General features: G+C 70.3%; 19 protein-coding genes. 10 read left to right on the forward strand and 9 right to left on the reverse strand.

Annotated elements, in window-relative coordinates:
• Nucleotides 1–183: 183 nt before the first annotated feature.
• Nucleotides 184–1,419, forward strand: coding sequence for a glucuronyl hydrolase (locus ACIA5G_RS29885; RefSeq protein ID WP_395929061.1), 1,236 nt, complete (start codon nt 184–186; stop codon nt 1,417–1,419).
• Nucleotides 1,420–1,448: 29 nt separating this feature from the next.
• Here the strand turns inward: ACIA5G_RS29885 and ACIA5G_RS29890 are convergent, their stop codons facing one another.
• Complete coding sequence (locus ACIA5G_RS29890; protein ID WP_395929063.1) at nt 1,449–1,901, reverse strand: DUF4396 domain-containing protein; 453 nt, start codon at nt 1,899–1,901, stop codon at nt 1,449–1,451.
• A gap of 262 nt (nt 1,902–2,163) precedes the next feature.
• On the opposite strand from ACIA5G_RS29890, the gene ACIA5G_RS29895 reads away from it, so the two are divergent.
• Nucleotides 2,164–3,180: an autoinducer 2 ABC transporter substrate-binding protein gene (locus ACIA5G_RS29895; protein ID WP_395929065.1), complete on the forward strand. Its 1,017-nt coding sequence runs from the start codon at nt 2,164–2,166 to the stop codon at nt 3,178–3,180.
• A 4-nt stretch (nt 3,181–3,184) separates the two neighbouring features.
• Here ACIA5G_RS29895 and ACIA5G_RS29900 read toward each other — a convergent pair whose 3' ends face one another.
• The 3 genes from ACIA5G_RS29900 to ACIA5G_RS29910 all read right to left on the reverse strand — a co-directional run bounded on the left by ACIA5G_RS29900 (nt 3,185) and on the right by ACIA5G_RS29910 (nt 6,901).
• On the reverse strand, nt 3,185–4,765 hold the full coding sequence (locus tag ACIA5G_RS29900; protein ID WP_395929067.1) for an esterase-like activity of phytase family protein: 1,581 nt from the start codon (nt 4,763–4,765) through the stop codon (nt 3,185–3,187).
• 91 nt (nt 4,766–4,856) lie between these two features.
• Nucleotides 4,857–6,140, reverse strand: a complete 1,284-nt coding sequence (locus ACIA5G_RS29905; protein ID WP_395929069.1) for a DUF6923 family protein — start codon at nt 6,138–6,140, stop codon at nt 4,857–4,859.
• Nucleotides 6,137–6,901: a hypothetical protein gene (locus ACIA5G_RS29910; RefSeq protein WP_395929071.1), complete on the reverse strand. Its 765-nt coding sequence runs from the start codon at nt 6,899–6,901 to the stop codon at nt 6,137–6,139. Before ACIA5G_RS29910 ends, ACIA5G_RS29905 begins: the two co-directional genes overlap by 4 nt.
• A 485-nt stretch (nt 6,902–7,386) precedes the next feature.
• Here ACIA5G_RS29910 and ACIA5G_RS29915 point away from each other — a divergent pair, with 485 nt between their 5' ends.
• The 3 genes from ACIA5G_RS29915 to ACIA5G_RS29925 all read left to right on the forward strand — a co-directional run bounded on the left by ACIA5G_RS29915 (nt 7,387) and on the right by ACIA5G_RS29925 (nt 11,385).
• On the forward strand, nt 7,387–8,802 hold the full coding sequence (locus ACIA5G_RS29915) for a family 2B encapsulin nanocompartment shell protein (RefSeq protein ID WP_395929073.1): 1,416 nt from the start codon (nt 7,387–7,389) through the stop codon (nt 8,800–8,802).
• Between the two features lie 178 nt (nt 8,803–8,980).
• Nucleotides 8,981–10,372, forward strand: coding sequence for a family 2B encapsulin nanocompartment shell protein (locus ACIA5G_RS29920; protein WP_395929075.1), 1,392 nt, complete (start codon nt 8,981–8,983; stop codon nt 10,370–10,372).
• Nucleotides 10,369–11,385 (forward strand): family 2 encapsulin nanocompartment cargo protein polyprenyl transferase, encoded by a 1,017-nt coding sequence (locus ACIA5G_RS29925; RefSeq protein WP_395929077.1) that lies wholly within the window; start codon nt 10,369–10,371, stop codon nt 11,383–11,385. Before ACIA5G_RS29920 ends, ACIA5G_RS29925 begins: the two co-directional genes overlap by 4 nt.
• Nucleotides 11,386–11,514: 129 nt before the next feature.
• On the opposite strand, the gene ACIA5G_RS29930 is transcribed toward ACIA5G_RS29925, so the two are convergent.
• On the reverse strand, nt 11,515–12,648 hold the full coding sequence (locus ACIA5G_RS29930; RefSeq protein WP_395929080.1) for a CapA family protein: 1,134 nt from the start codon (nt 12,646–12,648) through the stop codon (nt 11,515–11,517).
• Nucleotides 12,649–13,028: 380 nt separating this feature from the next.
• Between ACIA5G_RS29930 and ACIA5G_RS29935 the strand changes: the two genes are divergently transcribed.
• The 5 genes from ACIA5G_RS29935 (at nt 13,029) to ACIA5G_RS29955 (ending at nt 18,500) form a co-directional block, all read left to right on the forward strand.
• The gene (locus ACIA5G_RS29935) at nt 13,029–14,003 is read left to right on the forward strand and encodes a substrate-binding domain-containing protein (RefSeq protein ID WP_395929082.1); all 975 of its coding nucleotides are present in this window, start codon (nt 13,029–13,031) and stop codon (nt 14,001–14,003) included.
• Between the two features lie 68 nt (nt 14,004–14,071).
• Nucleotides 14,072–15,610, forward strand: a complete 1,539-nt coding sequence (locus ACIA5G_RS29940) for a sugar ABC transporter ATP-binding protein (protein ID WP_395929084.1) — start codon at nt 14,072–14,074, stop codon at nt 15,608–15,610.
• Nucleotides 15,607–16,638, forward strand: a complete 1,032-nt coding sequence (locus ACIA5G_RS29945) for an ABC transporter permease (protein WP_395929086.1) — start codon at nt 15,607–15,609, stop codon at nt 16,636–16,638. Before ACIA5G_RS29940 ends, ACIA5G_RS29945 begins: the two co-directional genes overlap by 4 nt.
• Nucleotides 16,639–16,652: 14 nt before the next feature.
• On the forward strand, nt 16,653–17,345 hold the full coding sequence (locus ACIA5G_RS29950) for a FadR/GntR family transcriptional regulator (protein ID WP_395929088.1): 693 nt from the start codon (nt 16,653–16,655) through the stop codon (nt 17,343–17,345).
• Between the two features lie 72 nt (nt 17,346–17,417).
• On the forward strand, nt 17,418–18,500 hold the full coding sequence (locus ACIA5G_RS29955) for a glycoside hydrolase family 88 protein (protein ID WP_395929090.1): 1,083 nt from the start codon (nt 17,418–17,420) through the stop codon (nt 18,498–18,500).
• A gap of 4 nt (nt 18,501–18,504) precedes the next feature.
• On the opposite strand, the gene ACIA5G_RS29960 is transcribed toward ACIA5G_RS29955, so the two are convergent.
• Genes ACIA5G_RS29960 through ACIA5G_RS29975 form a run of 4 tightly spaced genes read right to left on the reverse strand, consistent with a single transcriptional unit; the run spans nt 18,505 to nt 21,454 of the window.
• The gene (locus tag ACIA5G_RS29960; protein WP_395929092.1) at nt 18,505–19,167 is read right to left on the reverse strand and encodes an HAD family hydrolase; all 663 of its coding nucleotides are present in this window, start codon (nt 19,165–19,167) and stop codon (nt 18,505–18,507) included.
• Nucleotides 19,168–19,213: 46 nt separating this feature from the next.
• Entirely contained in the window at nt 19,214–20,521 is a 1,308-nt protein-coding gene (locus ACIA5G_RS29965; RefSeq protein WP_395929094.1) for a DNA polymerase IV, read from the reverse strand.
• A gap of 1 nt (nt 20,522) precedes the next feature.
• Nucleotides 20,523–20,837 (reverse strand): winged helix-turn-helix domain-containing protein, encoded by a 315-nt coding sequence (locus tag ACIA5G_RS29970; RefSeq protein ID WP_395929096.1) that lies wholly within the window; start codon nt 20,835–20,837, stop codon nt 20,523–20,525.
• Nucleotides 20,834–21,454, reverse strand: coding sequence for a hypothetical protein (locus tag ACIA5G_RS29975; RefSeq protein ID WP_395929098.1), 621 nt, complete (start codon nt 21,452–21,454; stop codon nt 20,834–20,836). The genes ACIA5G_RS29970 and ACIA5G_RS29975 overlap by 4 nt, the downstream gene beginning before the upstream one ends.
• Nucleotides 21,455–21,469 lie beyond the last annotated feature (15 nt).

The raw sequence follows: 21,469 nt of genomic DNA on the forward strand, positions 1-21,469 counted from the left end.
GGCCCGGCGCAGTGCGCCGGGCCTTCGCCCATTTGCCGGACGGTATTCCGCTCTCCGGTACACAATTCACATCCTTGAACAATCACAACCGTGAACGACCATCAGCCGGGTGTACAAGCACATGTCCGTCGTGTAAAAATTCCGGCACCTGGAGCATTTCCCCACACGGAATGGCGGGCACCTGTGAGCGTTACCCGGAGAACCCTGCTGACCACCGCGGCCGGCGCCGCGGTGGCGGTGAGCGCCAGCACCTCCACGGCCGCGTCCGCGGCCACCCTCGATGCCGCCGACCAGGCATCGGTCACCCGGACGCTCCGCCAAGCGGCCGACTACGCAGTGGCCAAGCTCCGCGCGGTGGCGCCCGGCGTCACCGCGTTTCCGACCGGCACGAAGTTCGAGAAATGGGCCTATTCGCAGAATGGCGACTGGGTCGGCGGATTCTGGCCCGGTCAGTTGTGGCTGGCCTGGCTGCACAGCGGCGACGAACAATTCAAGACCCTCGCGCTGGCGTCCGCGGAGAAACTCGCGCCGCGCCAGAACGACACCGGCACGCACGACCTCGGCTTCCTCTTCTACCCGTCGTGGGTGACCGCCTGGCGGCTCACCGGCGAGGACAAGTGGCGGGCGGGCGCGGTGCAGGCGGCGGCGTCGCTGATCAAGCGCTACAACCCGGCCGGCAAGTTCATCCGCGCCTGGGGTTCGCTGACCGATCCGAAGGACGCGGGCCGCGTCATCATGGACACGATGATGAACCTGGACCTGCTGGCCTTCGCGAGCAAGCAGACCGGCGACCCGCAGTACCTGGACATCGCGATCGCGCACGCGAAGACGGCGCAGAAGAACTTCCTGCGCCCGGACGGCTCGACGCCGCACGTGTTCGACTTCGACCCGGTCACCGGGGCGCCGATCGGGCCGAACACCGTGCAGGGTTACAGCCCCACGTCGTGCTGGTCGCGCGGGCAGGCCTGGGGCGTCTACGGCTTCACGACGATCCACCGCCGCACCGGGGACGAGGAGTTCCTGACCACGGCCCGGCGGCTCGCGGACTACGCGCTTTCGAAGCTGACACCCGACCACGTGCCGGTGTGGGACTACCTGGCCCCGCAGGCCCCGAACGACATCAAGGACGCCTCCGCCGGCGTGATCATGGCGTGCGGCCTGCTCGACCTGGCGGAGCTCACGCACCACACGCAGTACCGGGACAGCGCGCTCCGGATCCTTTCCGCGGTGTCGCAGACGTGCCTGACGACCAAGTCGGCACGCGCCGAGGCGAGCGTCGCGCGCTGCACCCGCAACCGGCCGGCCGAGGACGGCATCGAGGTTTCACTCCCCTACGCCGACTACTACCTGCTGGAGGGCATCCTGCGGGTGCTCGACCGGCGCAAGGTCGACCGCGCCGTCGACCTGTCCAGCGTCTGACGGCCCGGGGAGGCCGCCACCTCCCCGCGTCAGTGGTGGTGCGCGTGCACCTTCGCGTGGCCGAGGCCGCGCCCGATCATCCACTTGTTCACCGGCACCGTGACGACGAATGCGATCGCCAGCGAAAGCGCCAGCGCCAGCCAGAACAGGAAGCTGGCCAGCCCCGCGTCCATCGCGCCCGGGATGGCGACGACGACGGTGTTGTCGACGATCTCCATGACGGCGATCGACACGGTGTCCGCGGCCAGCGCGACCTTGAACGCCGCCGCCGCGCCCAGCCCCGACTTCAGCACACCCCGCATGGTGAGGCCGTAGCCGAAGACGAACGCGAGCGCGATCGACAGGACGACGGTCGCGGCGTTGTGCAGGCCGAACGCCGTGCCGAGGACCATGCCGAGCACCTCACCGATGGCACAGCCGGTCAGGCAGTGCAAGGTCGCCTGGATCGCTGTCGCCCACGAAGCCCCGTGCTGTTCACTCATGACGCCGAATATACCCCCTAGGGGTACCAATGGCACGTTCTGCGCGTCACATCGCGAACCGGCAACGCAGCGTGCGAAATCGTTGTCGCTCAGCGTAGTCAACACCGCCGACCAGGCGATATCCCGTCAGAAACCACCAGGATGAACTCACTTCCGTAACCCTTTGCGCACACCCCGTTGACCACAGTTACCCGGAGCCCTACGTTCGCCGTGGGTCTCCACCGTGCGCAGACCGTCCGAGAGTCGTGAGGAATGGGTGGGGATGCGAGGGCCGACGAAGACGTCCCGGCTGGTCGCGACGCTGCTGCTGGGCGCGGCGCTCGCGCTCGGCGGCTGCTCGGAACAGCTGGGCAGCGCGCCCGCGCCGTCGCCGACCCGGATCGCGTTCGTGCCGAAGGTGCGGGGCATCCCGTACTTCGAGGCGATGAACACCGGCGGCCTGGAAGCGGCGAAGCAGCTGGGGGTCGAGTGGACCACGACCGGCCCGACGTCGGTCGACCCGGCCGCGCAGGTGCGGATCCTGCGTGACCTGATCACGAAGAAGGTCGACGTCATCGTCGTCGCGCCCAACGACCCGGTCGCGCTCGCGCCGGTGATCGCCGACGCCCGGGCGAAGGGCATCCACGTGCTCACCTCGGACACCGACGCGCCGGGCACGCAGCGTGAGGTGTTCGTCAACCAGGCCACCGCACAGGGCATCGGCACCGCGGTCATCGATGCGCTGATGGCGAAGACCGGCGGCGCCGGCAAGTACGCGATCGTCTCGTGCGGCCCGGCCGCGGCCAACCTGAACACCTGGATCTCGGTCCAGAAGGAGTACGCGGCCGAGCGCTACCCGAAGGCGCAGCTCGTCGAGACCGTGTTCGCGGGGGAAGACCAGAACACCGCGACGAGCCTGGCCAAGGAGCTGATGGCCCGCCACCCCGACCTCACCGGCCTGGTCGGCGAGTGCACGACGTCCGCGCCCGGGGTCGCGAAAGCCGTGCGCGACGAGCAGAAGATCGGCCAGGTGTTCACCGTCGGCGTCGGCACGCCGCAGGCGATCAAGCCCTTCCTGCTCGACGGCTCGTGCTCGCAGTCGGTGCTGTGGAACGTCGAGTCGCTGGGCTACCTGACCGCGTGGACGGCCAAGCAGGTCGCCGACGGCAAGCCGCTGAGCCCGGTCAACAAGGTGAGCCTGGAGTTGCCGGCGGTGAAGTACGACGCCACGTCGAAGACCGTCCTGCTGGGCGATCCGCTGCTCATCACCGCCGACAACGTCGACCAGTTCAAGTACTGAGGCGCTACCGCACGTCGACGGTGACCGTCGCGGTGCTGGACGCCGCCGGCAGCCGGGTCGTGTCGACCACGAGGTACTCACCGTCGTCCTGGCGCCCGTCCGGCAGTGTCTTGACGTGCAGCGCGTACGGCGGCGCCGCGTTCGTCACGCCGTTGATGCCGAAGTCGTTGTCGTTGCTGATCACGACGGTGCGGCCGCCGTCGGTCGTGGCGACCCCCTCGACCTTGTCGTGCCCGAAGAAGCCGCCGCTCGGGTCCAGCGTGCTGACCAGCGCGCCGAGGTCCAGGTGGAGCTTCTTGCCCACCGGCTTGATCCACGCCGCGGCGAGGTCCTTCGTGGCGTCGGCGGTGGTGTCCTTGCCGACGTAGGCGTCGATGCTCTTCCCCCCGACGAGCAGCCCGCCCTTGACGGCGTTGTAGGTCGCGCCCGGCACCGCCGCCCGCGGCCCGACGTCGGTGGCGCCGGACAGGTCGATCTCGAACAGCTTCTTGAACGCGCCCGGCTCGAGGTCGCCGTCCCGCTCGTCCACCAGGAACCGGGTCGCCGACAGCGCGGTGATCTCGCTGACCGCGGTGCCCGTCGTGTCCGGGTCGTCCAGCAGGTAGAGGTACTCGTGGGTGGCGCGGGTGCGCAGGTCGACGGTGACGATCCGCAGCGTGGTGACGTTGCCGGGCTTCTTCGTCAGGTCCGGCTGCTGCAGCGCGGACTGCATGACGCCGACCAGCGTCCGGCCGTCCGGGGTCAGCGCGAGGCCTTCCATGCCCTTGTTGGGCACCCGGTACTTCAGCTCGGCGGGCAGCGAGCCGTCGAACGGCGAGAGGCGCTCGAGGGCGCGGCCGTCGCGGCCGAAGTGCGTGATGAACGGACCGTACTCGTCGGACACCCAGAAGGTGCCGTCCTTCTGCGCGACAAGACCTTCGGGGTCGTAGCCGTACGGCGACTGCGGCAGTGTCTTCCCGTCGAGGTCGACGATCTTCTCGCCGGTGTCGGCCAGCGGGCTGACCTGCCCGTTGTACGGTGTGCCGTCCGCCGCGCGCAGCGGGATCTTCTTCTCCAGCACGGCTTTCCTGTCGCGGAGCCGGAACTTCCCGATCGCCGGGGTGAACGCGGGCAGCGGCTCGATCTTGCCGCCGTCGGGCGCGTCGACGTTCGGGCCGCGGTCGGTCAGGCCGTAGAACTCGTCCCGCTCGCCGGGCACCGGGGTGAGCGCGGAGCCGTACGCGCCGCCCTTGAGGTCGACCCCGCCGATGGTGGCGAGCGGCTCGAGGTCGGTCGGGTAGAGCTTCACCGCATCCGAAACGGTGTAGGTGAAGGAATCCCGGCCGTGGAAGCCGGGCGCCGGGGTGTACCGGAGCGTCCCGTCGGCGGCCAGGTCGACACTCCCGTGCGCGGCGGCGGTGTGCCGGACCACGGCGGTGGCGCCCCGGTCGTTCCCGAGCACGTTCCGGTGCACGGCGGCGCCCGCCCGCACCCGGTAGTGGTCATCCTTCGCCCGCAACCCGTGGTCATGGGCGGCGGCCGGCCCGGCGGCGGCCAGCGGCACCGCCAGAACCCCGGCCACGAGGGCGATTCGTACCCGCTTCATCGGTTTCTCCTCCTCCGGCGCGTGGACCGCACCGGAGGAGGAGTCTGAGTGGCCGAAGTGGACAATGCCCGTCTTCGAGAAGGCGCGGGCGTTAACGGTGCCGCCGGACGTGGGCCACCGCCGCGCCGCCGCCCAGGACCAGGATCAGGGCCGTCAGGCCCCAGCGGCGCTTCTCCTTCGTCCGGACCGCCGTGCCGTTCACCACGGGCTCGGGTTTCTCCGTCGGGCGCACGTACGGCTTCTTGGCCGAGGGTGGCGGCGGCGCCACCGGCTCGATCGCCTTGGGCTCGATCGTCGGGGTCGGGGTCGGGGTGGGCGTGGGCGCCGCCGCCGGCTGCTCCACCGGCGGTGGCTGCGACGGCGGTGGTGGCTCCGGAACCGGGGTTGCCGGAGTCGTCGTGGGAGCCGGAGGTGTGGTCGTGGGGGTCGGAGACGGCGTAGGCGCGGGAGTCGAAGTGGACGGAGGCGGAGGGGGCGGGGCCGCCTCGGCGTAACACCCGGCCGCGTCGCCGCTCACCAGCGCCGGACCGGTGGCGACCTCGACCGCCGGACCCGAACCGTCGCGCGGCAGCCGGTACGTGACGCTTCGGCGCCCGTCCCGGTTGGCCGTCGCGTAGATCGCGTCGGGGCCGAGCACCACCGAGTCGTACGCGCCGCCGCGGGGGAAGCTCAAGCCGGGCACCGTCGTGACCTTGCCGGTCGCCGGGTCCAACGTCACCACCGAACCGTCGCCACGCGAAGTTGTCGAGACGCCGTAGAGCAAGCCGGAATCCGGGTCGTAGGCGAAGTCGTCCACACCGGCCGCCAGTGACACCGGGCGCAAGGCCGTCCGGTGCACCACGCGCACGTAGTCCGGACTCGCCGGGTCGATGTCCACTGTGTACAGATCGCTGTCCTGCCGGACGTACCAGCGGTTCCCCGCGATCGCGCCGGCCGTGGCGCCGGCGACCTGGCTCCACGCCGGGTTCGGCGAGCCCGCGCGGCCGACCACGCCGAGGTCCGTCACCCGGCCGGCCGAGTCGATCCGCACCGCGTGCGCGCCGTGGTCGTACCGCCCGCGGCGGGTGCCGTCGGCCACGCCGTAAACGACGTCCTGCGCCGCGGAGTAACCCATCGCGTTGATCCAGTACCCGGCCTGGGTCAGGCGTTTGGTGGGCCCGCCGGGCAGCGCCAGCAGCCGCAGGGTCGTCGGCGCGCCGGCGCGTTCGTTCTCCGCCTGCAGGATCGTGCAGGCGGCCGGATCCTGAGCAGCCGGGCTCTCTTTCGACTGATACCGCGGCGACGCGGGCGAGAGCCAGCCCGTCGCCGCCAGCAGCGCCGAAACCGCCGCGGCCACCCCGAGCATCGCCGCCCAGCGGGCCCGCCTGCCGGTCAAGCCAGCCTTTCCAGCGCCGAGGTGAACGCCTCCGGTGGCACCTTCGCGCCCCCGCTGAACGGGTTCTGCAGCTGGTAGATCGCGAACAGCAGCAACGTGATCGTGCCGGCCAGGGTGGAGACGATGATGATGTGCGCGGCGAGCCGGGTGCCGCCGAACAGGTTGGGCAGCAGGATCGCCGTGATCAGGCTGCCGAGGATCAGCGCGAACCAGACGACCGCGCCGACCCCGCCGCCGCCGGAGTTGGCCAGCCGCTGCTGACGGGCCTGGTAGACCGACCAGATCTGGTTGCTGGCCTCGGTCTTGCGGTCGATCTGCCAGTCGCCGTCGACCTCGGCCGCGGCGACGGCCTGGCGCATCTGGTCGAGCTGCGTCCAGCCGGTCGCGGGCACCTCGCCGCCGTCGGCCAGGCGCGGCCACTCCTGCTGCTCGACGGTCTGCGCGTAGGCGACGGCGAGCTGGTGGACGCGATCCTTCACCTCGGCCGGCAGCGCGTCGGCCGCCCAGGTCGCCGCGATGAGGCTGTCGGCCTCGGTCTGGGCGTCCTGGCTCGCGGTGCCGACCGAATCGAACAGCGAGATGAGCACAAATGCGACGAGCACCGCGTGCAGCCCGCCGACGATGGTGAACACCTGGCCCGCCGCGTCGTTGTTGTCGGGCCTGCCCTCGTCCCAGCCGAACCGGCGGACCAGGTACGCGATCACGCCCCCGACGACGGCCGCGCCGGCCACCCAGAGACTGCCGGCCACGAAGATGTTCATCCGCGTCCTTTCACCCGCCGCGCGGGAAGTGGGGCCCCGGCGAATTCCCCCGCCGGGACCCGCTCAAGTTAGTCAGCCATTTTCGGGCCGACAACCGGGGATAACGCAATTCATCCGGGTGGCCTCACCCGCGCCGCGGTTATCGCCGGTTCGGCCCAGTTCACGGGCGGCGCGGCGGCCCGGACCACGGCCCAGGGCGATCACGAATTCCCCGTACGAGCTGGGAGTATTCCCGACCGGGTGACGCATGGGGACGGGCGGTGACCGGGTTCGCCCACCGCGCCGCCACCCGGTGTCCGGAATGGCGGTCGGCAATCAGGTGATTATCCCGACGACCCGATCGTGTCATTGTGCCGCCGGACGCGGTTGCTATGTTGATTTTGCGGCTCGCCGAACCCGCGAATAGCAGGAAATGGCAGGTCATGACCGCTGCGCCCGGACAGGGCGGGCGCGCTCCGACGTCAAATGATTGGGTGGTTCTCGCTGTGACTGTCACCGACCCGGTGGACTCCGTGAACGCGGGTGAGCAGGCGCCGTTGAGCCTCGGCCGGGCCGCGGCCCGCACCCTGGCCACAACGACCAAGTCCGTTCCGCAGATGCAGGGCATCTCCTCCCGCTGGCTGCTCAAGCTGCTCTCGTGGGTCGAGGTCTCCGGCGGCGCCTACCGCGTCAACCGCCGGCTCTCCTACGCCGTCGGCGACGGCCGGGTCACCTTCACCACCACCGGCTCCGAGGTCCGCGTCATCCCGCCCGAGCTCGGTGAACTCGCCCCGCTGCACGGCTTCGACGACGAAGAGGTCCTCGCCGAACTGGCGTCCCGGTTCAGCCAGCACGAGTACGAGCCCGGCGACGCCCTGGTCGAGTTCGGCAGCCGGGCCGACCAGGTGTTCCTCATCGCCCACGGCAAGATCACCAAGGTCGGCGTCGGCGCCTACGGCGACCAGACCGTCCTGGGGACCATGGCCGACGGGGACTACTTCGGCGAAACCGCCCTCATCCGCGACGACGGTATCTGGGAGTTCACCGCCAAAGCCGTCACCACCTGCACCGTCCTGACCCTGCCCCGCAACGCCTTCGACGACGTCCTCTCCCGCTCCGAGACCCTCCGGGCCCACCTCGACGCCTTCGTCGCCGGCGGCGACTCCGCGCGCAACGACCACGGCGAGGCGGAGATTTCGCTGGCGTCGGGGCATGACGGGGAGCCGACGCTGCCGGGCACGTTCGTCGACTACGAAGCCTCGCCGCGTGAGTACGAACTGTCGGTCGCCCAGACGGTGCTGCGAGTCCACTCGCGAGTCGCGGATCTCTACAACCAGCCGATGAACCAGATCGAGCAGCAGCTGCGGCTCACCGTCGAGGCGCTGCGGGAGCGCCAGGAACACGAATTGATCAACAACACCGACTTCGGCCTGCTGCACAACGCCGACTTCGCCCAGCGCATCCCCACCCGCACCGGTCCCCCGACCCCGGACGACCTCGACGAGCTCCTGGCCCTGGTGTGGAAGGACCCCGGGTTCTTCCTCGCCCACCCGAAGACGATCGCCGCGTTCGGGCGGGAATGCACCAAGGCCGGGGTCTACCCCGACGCCGTCGACCTCGGTGGGCACCACGTTCCGGCGTGGCGCGGGGTGCCGATCCTGCCGTGCAACAAGATCCCCGTCACCGAGACCCGCACCAGCTCGATCCTGCTGATGCGCACCGGTGAGCAGGCCCAGGGGGTGGTCGGGTTGCACCAGACCGGGCTGCCGGACGAGTACCAGCCGGGGCTGAACGTGCGGTTCATGGGCGTGTCCGAGCAGGCGATCATCTCGTACCTGGTGTCGGCCTACTACTCGGCCGCGGTGCTGGTGCCGGATGCGCTGGCGGTGCTGGAAAGCGCCGAGATCGGCCGGGAGGGGTAATGCCCGAGCCTGCGACACCACCTCGCAAGCCCGACGCGGAACCGCCGCGGCCCGGGCCGGGCCTGCCTCCGTCGGTCTTCGGGCCGACGGGACTGGGCACGGCCGCGGCCCGGGTCGTGCCGAAGCCCGCGGGCGCCCGTCCCCCTGAACCACCTGAACCCGATCGGCGCGTGAAACCTTGACAGTCACCGAAGAACCGGCGTCGCCCCAGCTGTCGCTGGGGGTCAAAGCGGCGCGGACGCTGAGCACCACGACCAAGTCGCTGCCGCAGATGCGCGGCATCACCACCCGCTGGCTGCTCTCCCAGCTGCCCTGGGTCGACGTCCCGGCCGGGTCGTACCGCGTCAACCGCCGCCTCACCTACACCGTCGGCGACGGTAAAGTCAGCTTCTACAACACCGGCGCCCGCATCCACGTCGTCCCCGCCGAACTCACCGAACTCGAACTCCTGCGCGGCTTCGGCGATGAAACCGCGCTAAGCGCCCTCGCGGAGGCGTTCGAACAACGCGAGTACGAACCCGGTGCGACCATCGTGGCCGCCGGCACCCCGCTCGACACGCTGATCCTCATCGCCCACGGCAAAGTCACCCGCCACGGCCGCGGCGAATACGGCGACGAGACGACGCTCTCCACCGCCACCGAAGGCGACCACTTCGGCGCCGACCTCCTCGCCCACAACAACGACACCTGGGACTTCACCGCCAAGGCCGCTACCCGCGTGCTTGCTCTGGTCCTGCCCGCCGACGCCTACGCCCGCCTCAACGGCCGGTCGGAGTCGCTGCGCGCGCACGTCGCCGACGCCCTCAGCCGGCCACGCAAACCCCACAACGGCAAGGGCGAAGCCAGCATCGACCTCTCCGCGGGACATGACGGTGAGCCGATCCTGTCGGGTACTTACGTCGACTACGACCCTTCACCGCGGGAGTACGACCTCGCCGTCGCCCAAACCGTGCTGCGGGTCCACAACCGCGTCACCGATCTCTACAACCAGCCCATGAACCAGCTCGAACAGCAACTCCGGCTGACGGTTGAAGCGTTGCGGGAGCGGCAGGAACACGAGCTGGTCAACAACACCGACTTCGGGCTCCTGCACAACGCCGACCTCAAACAACGCCTCACCACCCGCAACGGCCCACCCACCCCACTCGACATGGACGACCTGCTCTGCCGCCGCCGCAAAACCAAGTTCTTCCTCGCCCATCCGCGGGCGATCGCGGCGTTCGGGCGGGAATGCACCGCCCGCCGGATCTACCCCGACACCACCGTCCTGGACGGAAAGCGCGTCACCGCGTGGCGTGGGGTGCCGATCCTGCCGTGCGACAAGATCCCCGTCACCGACACCGGAACGACGTCGATCCTGGCCATGCGCACCGGCGAAGACGACGCCGGTGTCATCGGCCTGCGCCCCAAGGACCTGCCCGACGAATACCAACCCGGCCTCAACGTCCGCTTCATGAACATCAACGACCGCGCGGTGACGTCCTATTTGGTCAGTGCCTACCACTCCGCCGCGGTCCTGGTCCCGGACGCGCTCGGCGTGCTCACCGACGTCGAGATCGGCCGCTCATGACGACCATGAACACCCGCACCGCGACCCGCCCGGTCGCCGACGTCCTGGCCTGGAGCAAGGGGCTCGTCGACCCGGCGCTGCGCTCCGCGGCCGAACGGCTGCCGGACGCGATGCGGCGGATCGCCGGGTACCACTTCGGCTGGTGGGACGCCCAGGGTGAGCCGGCGTCCGCGGACGGTGGCAAGGCGCTGCGGCCGGCGCTGGTGCTGCTGTGCGCGGAGGCGGCGGGCGGCGACCCCGCGGACGCCGTCCCGGCCGCCGTCGCGGTCGAGCTCGTGCACAACTTTTCGCTGCTGCACGACGACGTCATGGACGGCGACACCACCCGGCGGCACCGGCCGACCGCGTGGACGGTCTTCGGCACCGGCCCGGCGGTGCTCGCCGGGGATGCGCTGCTGAGCCTGGCGTTCGAGCTGCTGACACCCGAAGGCGCGAAGCTGCTGTCCCAAGGGGTGCTGGACCTCCTGGAAGGGCAGGCCGCCGACCTGGATTTCGAGCAGCGCGACGACGTCACGCCCGCGGAGTGCGTCCGGATGGCCGGCGGCAAGACGGCGGCCCTGATCGGCGCCGCCTGCGAGCTCGGGGCGCTGTCCGGCGGCCAGGCCGGTCCGGTGCCGCGGTTCGGCGAGTTCGGCCGGTCGGTCGGGCTGGCGTTCCAGCACGTCGACGACCTGCTCGGGATCTGGGGTGACCCGGCCGAGACGGGGAAGCCGGTGTTCTCGGACCTGCAGAACCGCAAGAAGTCGCTGCCGGTGGTGACGGCGTTGTCGTCCGGCACTTCCGCAGGCGCGGAGCTGGCTTCGCTGTACGGGGGCGCGGACCCGCTGGACAACGCGGAGCTGTCCCGCGCGGCTTCGCTCGTCGAGGAGGCAGGCGGCCGCCAGTGGAGCCAGGCCCAGGCCGCGGCTTTGGTGGCGAAGGGACTTCGGGAGCTGGCGGCGGTCAACCCGGTCCCCCGCCCCGCGGCCGAACTGGCGGCCCTGGCCCGCCTGATCACCACCCGCACCCACTGATCAGGGGCATCACGCGTGACTGGAGAGGCATCACGCGTGTCTGCAGGGGCATCACGCGTGATTGGTGGGGCTTCAAGGCTGATGCCCCGCCAATCACGCGTGATGCCGTTCTGATCACGCGTGGTTCCCTTACTTGCCGGGGCGGGTGAGGCCGGCCTTGTCGGCTCCCAGGCTCAGGATGTTCTTGTCCGTGTCGGACAGGGCCTTGGTGACCTGCGCGGACGCCGGTGTTGTCGACAAGTCGAGAAGGCGGATCGGGGCGTCGAGCTTGATCAGGGTCGGGACGTACTCGGCCTTGTCGACCTTCCAGCCTTCGCCGTCGCGGACGAAGCGAAAACGCGCCGCCGCGCCTTCTTCGGTGTCGCCGCGCGGATCGGAGTGGCGGGCGATGCTGTTGCCGAGCCCGTAGGCCACCCACTTGCCGCCGATCTGCTCGAACGGCTGGACCACGTGGGCGTGGTGGCCGACGATCAGGTCGACGTCGTCCGACGCCAGGATCTTCTTGGCCTGGCTGCGTTGTTCGGCCGTCGGGTCGTGCTGGTACTCCACACCCCAGTGCAGGCTCGCGATCACGACCTGCGCCCCGGCCTGCCGCGCCTTCTTGGCCGCGGCGAGGACGTCGTCGACGTCGATCTGGTTGGCCAGCCACGGTTTCCCGGCCGGCACCTTGATGCCGTTGAACCCGAAGCTGTACGAGATCTGCGCGACCTTCACCCCGTGGACGTCGAGGATCAGGGGTTTCCCGGCCTCCGCGGCGGACCGCGCGGAGCCGGTGTGCTTGACGCCGATGTCGTCGAGCTTGTCCAGCGTCCGCGTGACCCCTTCGGAACCCTGGTCGATGGTGTGGTTCGACGACGTCGAGCAGGTGTCGTAGCCGGTGTCCTTGAGCGCGTCGGCGATTTCCGGCGGTGCACTGAACGACGGGTACCCGCTGTACGGCCCGCCTTCCGGCGCCAGCGGCGTCTCGAGGTGGCAGATCCCGAGGTCGGCGCCGGAGATCAGCGGCTTGACCCCGGCCAGCAGCGGGCGGTAGTCGATCTTCCCGCCGCCGTCGGCCTCGGCCTGCTCGGTCAGCGCCGGGTGGATCAGGACGTCGCCGGTCGCGACGACGCTGAACGACCCCTCGGGCGCGGCGCCCGCCCCGGACGAGGGCGAGGCCGTCTCCGGGAACGGTGTCGGCGCCGGGCCGGACTGCGCCGGGCTGCTGCAGGCGGCCGCCAGGACGGCGACACCGGCGAGCGCGGCGACGCGGTGCTTCCTCATCGGATCCCCCTCCGGGCGTGGTCCGGTCATCCTGCCAGCCGGGCGAACCCGGCAGAGACGGCATCCCGGTCACCGGCGAATCGCACCACAGTCGACAACACCGATCACAACATTCGCACAGGACAAAACCGGACAACGCCCAGGACAACGACGAAAAAATACGATAAATGGCCGAACGCGAGCAGACAGCCCATCACGGAGAGTAGGTGTCGCTCCGCTAACTGCGTGGCCATCCAGCCTTGACGCTCCACGAACGGGTGTTTTGTAATACGAGTCACTCGGCGGTAACCCGCTTGCAACACTCGTCCCCGGCCCCATGGGAGCACTCGATGTCCACATACCCGCACAGGTCACGGACCTGGAGCGTTGTTGGTTGTTGTTTGATTGCTGGTGTCATGTTGGCCGCGTGCTCCTCAGGCAAGACCGAAGCACCCGCGTCGCAGCAGGCGCCGGCCAACGGCAAGATCACCCTCTACTACCTGCAGAAACAGGGTGACCAGCAGTACTTCGTCGAGCAGGCGCAGGGCGCGCAGGAGAAGGCGAAGGAGCTCGGCGTCGAGCTCAAGGTCGTCAACCTCGGCCAGGACGCCAACAAGGCGATCACCGAGCTGGACGCCGCGGTCGCGCAGGGCGCGAACGGCGTCGCCATCGTCGTCCCCGACCAGGCCATCGGCCCGCAGGTGATCGACAAGGCCAAGAGCGCGGGCATCCCGATCATCGCCTCCGACGACGTCATCAAGGACGGCACCGGCGCGAAGGCCCCGTTCGTCGGCTTCAACGGCAGCCAGATGGGCGACTCGGTCGGCAGCGAGGCCGGGAAGCTGTTCAAGGCCGCCGGCTGGGCCGCCGCCGACACCAAGATCATCAGCGCCTACAAGCAGGACCTCAGCGTCTGCACCGACCGCGTCAACGCCGCCAAGGCCGCGTTCGCGAAGGCCGGCGACCCGGGTGTCCAGGTGATCGACGTCGGCACCGACAACTCGCCGGTCGACGCGCAGAACCGCTCCGGTGCGGTGATCGGCTCCAACCCGGGTGTCAAGCACTGGGTGGTCTGGGGCTGCAACGACGAGAACGAAACCGGTGTCGTGACGGCGCTGGCCAACTCGGGCGTCGCGGCGAACAACATCATCGGTGTCGGGCTCGGCGCCTACCTCACCTGCAAGGACTGGGCGGCCGGCAAGGACACCGGCAACAAGTCCGCGCTCTACATCTCCGGCGCCGAGGTCGGCCGCTCGGCGATCCAGGTGCTGGTGGACAAGGTGAAGAACGGCAAGGAGCTGCCCGCGGAGACGATCGCGAAGACCACGATCGTCAACAAGGACAACTACAAGCAGGCCGGCGTCAACTGCACCTGACCGATCTCCCGCGGGCGGCGCCTTCCCCGGGAAGTGCCGCCCGCGGGTCACACCGCCGAAGGAACACCATGTCCTCCTCTCCACCCCCGCTCGCCGTCGAGGGCATCGGCAAGCGCTTCTCCGGTGTCACCGCCCTCGACGACGTCTCCCTGGAGTTCCGCTCCGGCGAGGTGCTGGCGCTGATGGGCGAGAACGGCGCCGGGAAGTCGACGCTGCTGCGTGTGCTCTCCGGCGACCAGGGCCCCGACGACGGCCGGCTGCTGCTCGACGGCGCCGAGGTCACCTTCGACACCCCGCGCGCGGCGATGGCCGCCGGGGTGCGCGTGATCTACCAGGAACCCGAGATCATCCCGCACGTTTCGGTGGCGGAGAACGTCTTCGTCGGCGAACTGCCGGCCAAGGCGCGGGTCTTCAACCGCCGCACGCTCTTGAAGGCGACGCAGGACGCGCTCGCCGAGTACGGCTTCGAAGGCGTGCTCAACCCCGCGACGCTCGGCGTCGCGCTTTCTGCCGCCCAGCGGCAGATCGTCGAGATCCTGCGTGTGCTCACCGCGGCCACCCCGCCGCGGGTGATCGCCTTCGACGAGCCGACGTCGTCGCTGTCCGAGCACGAGGTCGAGGCGCTGTTCCGGCTGATCGGACGGCTGCGCGACAGCGGGGTCGCGGTCGTCTACGTCTCGCACCGGATGAAGGAGATCTTCCAGCTCGCGGACCGCGTCGCGGTGCTGCGCGACGGCAAGCTCGTCGGTGTCCAGCAGGTCGCGGAGACCGACGAGCCCGGCCTGGTCCGGATGATGATCGGCCGCGACCTCTCGGCCCTCGAACGCCGCACCACGCAGGACACCGGTGACGTCGTGCTGAAGCTGGACGACGTCACGACCGACGACGTCACCGGCATCTCGCTGCAGGTCCGCGCGGGTGAGGTCGTCTGCCTGGCCGGGCTGGTCGGCGCCGGCCGCTCCGAGCTGGCCCGCGCGATCGTCGGCGACCTGCCGATCCGGTCCGGAACCGTTGAGCTCGACGGGAAGCGCCTCCGGGCGCACAACCCGGGTGACGCGGTCAAAGCCGGCATCGGCTTCGCGCCGGAAGAACGCAAGACGGACGCGTTGCTCATGCAGCGGTCCGTCCGCGACAACATCTCCATCTCGGTCCTCGACCGCCTTCGCCGCTTCCGCGTCGTGAAGCGTGCGAAGGAACGCGCGCTCGTCGAGGAGTACGTACGCGAGCTTCGGGTGCGGACGCCGTCGATGGAGCAGGAAGTCCGCAAGCTGTCCGGCGGCAACCAGCAGAAGGCCGTCCTCGCGCGTTGGCTCGCGCGCCGGCCGAAGCTGCTGATCCTCGACGAGCCGACGCGCGGGGTCGACGTCGGCGCGAAGGCGGAGATCTACCGGATCGTCGACGGCCTGGCCGCGGAAGGCATCGCCCTGCTGGTGATCTCCTCCGACCTGCCCGAGGTGCTGACGCTCGCCGACCGCATCCTCGTGATGCGCGCCGGGCGCCTGGCCGGCGAGATCAGCCGCGACGACGCGACCGAGGAAGCCGTGCTGACCCTCGCCATCCCCGAAACCGAACCAGCCGTAGAAGAGCAGCAGGAGATCGGCGCATGAGTACCCCCACCCAGGAGAAGGCCGCCCAGGAACCCGGCGCGCCGCAGCAGCCGTCCGTGGTCCGCCGGGTGCTGACCGGCATCGGCGTGCAGAACTCGAGCCTGATCATCACCTTGATCGCGCTGATCGTCCTGCTGAGCGTCCTGAACGACAACTTCCTGCGCACCAACAACCTGCTGCTGATCGGCAGCGCGATCACCATCATGGGGCTGCTGGCCCTGGTGCAGACCCTGGTGATCATCCTGGGCGCGCTGGACATCTCGGTCGGCTCGATGGCCGGGCTCGCCTCGGTCGTCTCGGCGATGGTGTTCACCTCCAGCGGCAACGCGGAGGTCGGCATCCTCGCCGCGGTCGGCGTCGGCATCCTCTGCGGCCTGGTCAACGGCATGATCATCATCTTCGGCCGGGTCAACCCGGTGGTCGCGACGCTGGCCATGCTGGCCACCTACAAGGGCATCGCGCAGGTGATCTCCGACGGCAAGTCGCAGGGTTACACCGGCGGTGACGACCTGTTCATCTTCCTGGCCAAGGGCGCCATCCTCGGCCTGCCGTCGCTGGTGTGGGTGTTCCTGATCGTCGCGGCGGCACTGCACTTCCTGCTCAAGTACACCGACATCGGCCGCAACGTCTACGCGATCGGTGGCAACGACACCGCCGCCCGGCTGGCCGGCATCAACATCAACCGCTACATCATCGGCGTCTACGCGCTGGTCGGCGTGGTCGCGGCGATCGCGGGCATCCTGATCACCGCGCGCACCGGCTCGGGCCAGCCGGTGTCCGGGTCGGAAGGCCTGGAACTGCAGGCCGTCACCGGCGCCGCGCTCGGCGGCACGATGCTCAAGGGCGGGCGTGGCTCGATCATCTCCACCGTGCTCGCGGTGATCATCCTGGGCGTGCTCGACAACGGCATGTCCGGGCTGGGCATCAACCCGTTCTGGCAGAACGTCGCCCACGGCGCGCTGCTGGTGATCGCGGTCGTGCTGCAGCAGCTGCGCAGCGGAGAGCGCCGCGTCGGCCTGCCCGAGTAGCGCGGGCGAAGGCGATGAGCGATCCCGGCGGGCGTGGCCTGCACGCCCGCATCGTCGACGAACTGGGCAGGCTCATCGTGGAAGGCGTCCTCGGGGACGGGCAGCCGCTCGTCCCCGAGGAGCTCGGCCGGCGGTTCTCCGCGTCCCGGACCGTGGTCCGCGAGGCGCTGCGTGTGCTGGAGTCCAAGGGCATGGTGACCGCCCGGCCGCGGGTCGGCACCTGGACGCTGCCGCCCGACGCCTGGGACGCGATCGACCCGGACGTCATCGCCTGGCGCGTCAACGGACCCGACGGCCGCAAGCACCTGCACGAGCTGCTGGAGCTGCGGCTGATGATCGAGCCGCAGGCGGCGCGGATGGCCGCGCGGCACCGGCGGCCGGACGAGCTTTCGGCGATGGCGGCGGCCTACGAGCTGATGGCCGACGCGGTCGAACGTGCCGACACCGCGGCGTTCCGGGAGGCCGACTCACGGTTCCACGCGGCGCTGATCCGCGCGTCCGGGAACGCGCTGATCGCGCAGCTGCAGGTGCCCGTGGTGGCCGCGCTGACCGCGCACGGCGAGCCGATGGAACTGCCGGAGGGCAACACCCTCGTCGCGCACTCCCGCGTCCTCACGCTGGTGCTGGCGAAGAACGCCGACGGCGCCGAGTCCGCTTCGCGCCGGTTGCTGGAAACCGTTGCGCCGTACCGCTCACCGGCACCTTGACACGTCCAGCGGGAAGCCTGAACACTCGCTGCGACCCACCCGCCGCCATGACGTGCTGAGGAGGACGCTTCCATGCGTTTCCCGGGTATTCGTGGTTTTGGCGTGCTCGCGGCCGCGGTGGTGGCGGGCGGGCTGTTCACGGCGCCGACGGCTACCGCTTCGGCTGTCGAGTGCGCCGTTTCGGATCAGATGGTGGCCGCGGGCAACTACTGGGTGGCCAACGGGACGAACCTGGACGCGCCGGACTGGCAGAACGCGACGTTCCACGTCGGCAACCTCGCGCTGGTCCGGACCACCGGCCAGTCCAACCACAAGACGCTGCCGTGGGCGCAGGCCAACGGTTACCAGCTGCCGCTCGACCCGAAGCGGCCGTTCTTCCCGGACAACCAGGCCGCCGGCGAGGCGTACCTGGACCTGTACACGTACTTCCACCCGGAGATCTCGCTGGACTCGATCCGCACGCGGATCCGCGACGAGGTCGCCTCGGTACAGGCCGGGCACCGCGACTACTGGAACTACGTCGACGCGCTGAACATGGCGATGCCGTCGTTCGCCCGGATGAGCGCGATCGACCACGATCCGTCCTATTTGGACACCATGGACAAGCTGTTCCGCTCGTCGGAGCACAAGCTGTTCAACGAGTTCACCGGCCTCTGGTACCGCGACACGCGGTTCACCGGCTCGGGGGTGTTCTGGTCCCGCGGCAACGGCTGGGCGCTGTCGGCGCTGACGAAGGTGCTGCAGGTCCTGCCCACCGACGACCCCCGTCGCCCGGAATACCTGCGTGTGTACAGGAAGATGGCGGCCACGCTGGCGCTGACGCAGCGCCGTGACGGCTTCTGGAATTCGGACCTGCTGAACCCGTTCGACCACGGCGGCCCGGAGACCAGCGGCACGGCCTTCTTCACGTTCGGCATCGGCTGGGGTGTCAACGCGGGCATCCTCGACGCGAAGCGGTTCCGCCCGGTGGTCGACAAGGCGTGGACGGCATTGTCGACGAAGGCCCTGCAGGCAGACGGCAAGGTCGGCTACGTCCAGCCGGTCGGCGACCGCCCGGCAACGGCGAAGGTGACGGACACCGCGGCCTACGGCGTCGGCGCGTTCCTGCTGGCGGGCCAGGAAGTGGCCAAGCTCCAGGGCTGCTCCGCGGAGTGAGGCTTCAGCTCGGCAGCAGCTGGGTGAGATCGCCGACGATCCGCTCGGCCGGCAGGCCCGCCGCCGTGAAGCCGGCGGCGGGCTCCGTGCCGCTCAGCACCCCGACGAAGGGGACGGCCCGGGCTTCGGCGACCCGGAAGTCGCGCACGCTGTCCCCGATGAACAGCAGGTCCGCCGGGGCGTAACCACCGCGGGCCAGGTTCTCGAGGACACCGTCGAGCACCCGCGGATCCGGTTTGTGGAACGGCGTTTCCTCGTGCCCGTAGATCCGCGCGAAGTGGCCGGTGAGGCCCAGCGCGTCCAGGTCCTGGGTGACCAGGGCGCGGCTGCCGCCGGTGACGATCTCCATCCGCACCGACCGGGCCGCGAGGTGGCCCAGCAGCTCCGGCGCGCCCGGCGCGGCTTCCGGGTGGCGCACGCTCATCGCGAGCCGGTAGCGCCCCACGAACGCCTCGGGGTCGACCGACGGCACGATCGCCGCGACGAACCGGTCGAACGGGAGCCCCCACGCGGCCTCGATGGCTTCCCGGGTGAGCGTGACCCGGAACGAGCGAGCGGTCGCGATGAGGATGTTCCAGCGGGTCTTCGCGGTGGCGAGCACGGTGTCGTCGCAGTCGAACAGCACCGCCCGCGCGCGCCGGACCAGCTCAGCCGCTTCCCCCGCCATGCAACCCCCCTCGGTGACCACCTCGCTCCACGATGTCACACCGGGCTCACTTCAGGCAGTCACCCGGCTCGCCGCGGGTCAGGGCCGGGTCGTCCTGGAGGAACGTCTTCGCCACGCCGGGGCCGCTCGAGCGGGTCTCGAACCGGACCGTCACCCGGCCGTGGCCGGCGCCCTGGACCCAGCCGGTGCCGTGCTCCGCGTGCACCACGTCGTCACCCTGCCGCCAGGTCGACGGCGGCGGCGCCGTGACCGGGGCGGCCGAGACCACCGTGGACGCCGGGGTCTCCGGCACGGCGAGGGTGAACAGCGCGTCCTGGTGCGGCACCGAGAGGCCGCTGTAGGCGACACCCGCGAGCCGGATCCCGCCGAACTCCGCCGGGTCGAGCAGCAGCCGCTCGGCGGTCGCCGCGAGCTCGGCCAGGTCGTCGGTCGGGGCGGAGATCGTCTCGGAGCGGGTCACCGTGTGCATGTCGGTGTGCCGCAGCTTGATCACCACCGTGCGGGCCACGCGCTCGGCCTTGACCAGCCGCGCGTGCGCGCCGACGGCGATCCGCCGGACCTCGGCGCGGAGCGTGGCCAGGTCCTTGATGTCGGTGTCGAACGTCGTCTCGGCGCTGACCTGCTTGGTCTCGCCGCGGTCGGCCACCGGGCGGTCGTCGAAGCCGGTGGCCAGCTTGCGCAGGTCGCGCCCGACGACCCCGCCGAGCGTGGCGACGGCGTCCTGTTCGGACAGTGCCGCGAGCTGCCCGAGCGTCTGGACGCCGATGAACCGCAGCTTGCCCTCGGCGACCGGGCCGATCCCCCACAGCGCGCGCACCGGCAGCGGCGCGAGGAACTCGCGTTCGGTGCCCTGCGGCACCACCAGCAGCCCGTCCGGCTTGGCTTCGTCGGAGGCGATCTTCGCGATCTGCTTGCCGTTGCCCGCGCCGATCGACGCCACCAGGCCCGTCTCCGAACGGATCCGCTCCCGGAGCGACGCGCAGAACTCCGTCACCGCTTCGAGGGACACGCCCGCGAGCTGCGGTGGTTCGGCGAAGGCTTCGTCGAGGGAGATCTTCTCCAGCACCGGCGCCACCGCGGTGACAACGGCGAAGACCTCCTGGCTGAGCCGCTCGTACACGCGGAAGCGCGGCGGCACGATCACGCCGTTGGCCGGGAGCAGCCGCCGGGCCTGCGCCATCGGCATCGCCGAGTGGATGCCGAACGCGCGGGACTCGTAACTCGCGCCCGCCACGACACCGCGGGGCCCGGCGCCGCCGACGAGCACCGGGCGGCCGGTCAGCGTCGGGCGGGTGAGCTGCTCGGCCGACGCGTAGAAGGCATCCAGATCGAGGTGGATCACCCAGCGGGCCACGTCACTCCCCGCCGGTGGCGTCCAGCAGCTGGTGGAGCGCCTTCGTGTAACTCTCGAACGCGGCGCGCCCGGCGGCGGTCAGCCGGACGAGCGTCACCGGCGTGCGGTGCTCGTAGGCCTTGGTGATCTCGACGTACTCGGCGTCCTCGAGCTTGCGCAGGTGCGTCGAGAGGTTGCCGGCCGTCATGTCCAGGAGCTGCTGCAGCCGCGGGAAGGTGATCTGGTCGGCGGCGTGCAGCCCGGCGAGCGCGACCGTGACCCGCAACCGCGCCTGGGCGTGGATGACCGGGTCGAGCTGCGGCAGCGGTTCGGTCATCGGCGGCCGGACTTCTCACGCACGAAGTAGACGATCGCGCCGAGCAGGAACCCACCGCCACCGCAGACGGCGAGCACGAGGAAGTTGCCGGGGAACCCCACCAGCACGCTCAGCGCGGCCGACACGATCATCCACGCGCCGAGGCCGTACATCAGCTTGTCCTGCCACAGCATGCCGCCGGCCAGGTACAGCACGCCGGTCAGCAGCAGCCAGGTGCCCGACCACAGGAGCGACACCTGGTCGGAGGACAGCGAGCCGAACTGCGTGATCCGGATGTCGATCACGCTCAACCCGATCGAGGAGAGCGCCCAGCTGTAGCCGTACATCGCGCCGACCGTCTTGGACGGGCCGCGGATCCCCCGCCCGGCCCGGGCGCTGACGACGCCGGTGTAGACCATCGCGGCCACGAACAGCACCGCGACGACCACCCCGCCGACCCAGCCGGGCACGGTGTCGGTCTGCGTCGTGAAGTACGTGAAGCCCCAGCCCACGATCCAGGCGAAGGCCCAGGCCGCGAGCATGCGCGCCGGGCCCCCGCCCAGTTCCCGGCGCATCCGCCGGTTCTGCTGGGCGATCAGGTTCAGCGACTCCTCCGCCGACAACGGCTCGTCGTCCACCCGTCCCGCCCTTCG

The sequence above is a fragment of the Amycolatopsis sp. NPDC051758 genome, from assembly GCF_044453095.1.
Classification (GTDB): domain Bacteria; phylum Actinomycetota; class Actinomycetes; order Mycobacteriales; family Pseudonocardiaceae; genus Amycolatopsis.

Bases quoted from the DNA above. Each gene is read 5' to 3' on its own strand.
- ACIA5G_RS29910 (WP_395929071.1), bottom strand. From the start codon at position 6,901: ATGAACATCTTCGTGGCCGGCAGTCTCTGGGTGGCCGGCGCGGCCGTC.
- ACIA5G_RS29960 (WP_395929092.1), bottom strand. From the start codon at position 19,167: ATGGCGGGGGAAGCGGCTGAGCTGGTCCGGCGCGCGCGGGCGGTGCTG.
- ACIA5G_RS29900 (WP_395929067.1), bottom strand. From the start codon at position 4,765: ATGAAGCGGGTACGAATCGCCCTCGTGGCCGGGGTTCTGGCGGTGCCG.
- ACIA5G_RS29950 (WP_395929088.1), top strand. From the start codon at position 16,653: ATGAGCGATCCCGGCGGGCGTGGCCTGCACGCCCGCATCGTCGACGAA.
- ACIA5G_RS29925 (WP_395929077.1), top strand. From the start codon at position 10,369: ATGACGACCATGAACACCCGCACCGCGACCCGCCCGGTCGCCGACGTC.
- ACIA5G_RS29930 (WP_395929080.1), bottom strand. From the start codon at position 12,648: ATGAGGAAGCACCGCGTCGCCGCGCTCGCCGGTGTCGCCGTCCTGGCG.
- ACIA5G_RS29890 (WP_395929063.1), bottom strand. From the start codon at position 1,901: ATGAGTGAACAGCACGGGGCTTCGTGGGCGACAGCGATCCAGGCGACC.
- ACIA5G_RS29955 (WP_395929090.1), top strand. From the start codon at position 17,418: ATGCGTTTCCCGGGTATTCGTGGTTTTGGCGTGCTCGCGGCCGCGGTG.
- ACIA5G_RS29940 (WP_395929084.1), top strand. From the start codon at position 14,072: ATGTCCTCCTCTCCACCCCCGCTCGCCGTCGAGGGCATCGGCAAGCGC.
- ACIA5G_RS29970 (WP_395929096.1), bottom strand. From the start codon at position 20,837: ATGACCGAACCGCTGCCGCAGCTCGACCCGGTCATCCACGCCCAGGCG.
- ACIA5G_RS29895 (WP_395929065.1), top strand. From the start codon at position 2,164: ATGCGAGGGCCGACGAAGACGTCCCGGCTGGTCGCGACGCTGCTGCTG.
- ACIA5G_RS29945 (WP_395929086.1), top strand. From the start codon at position 15,607: ATGAGTACCCCCACCCAGGAGAAGGCCGCCCAGGAACCCGGCGCGCCG.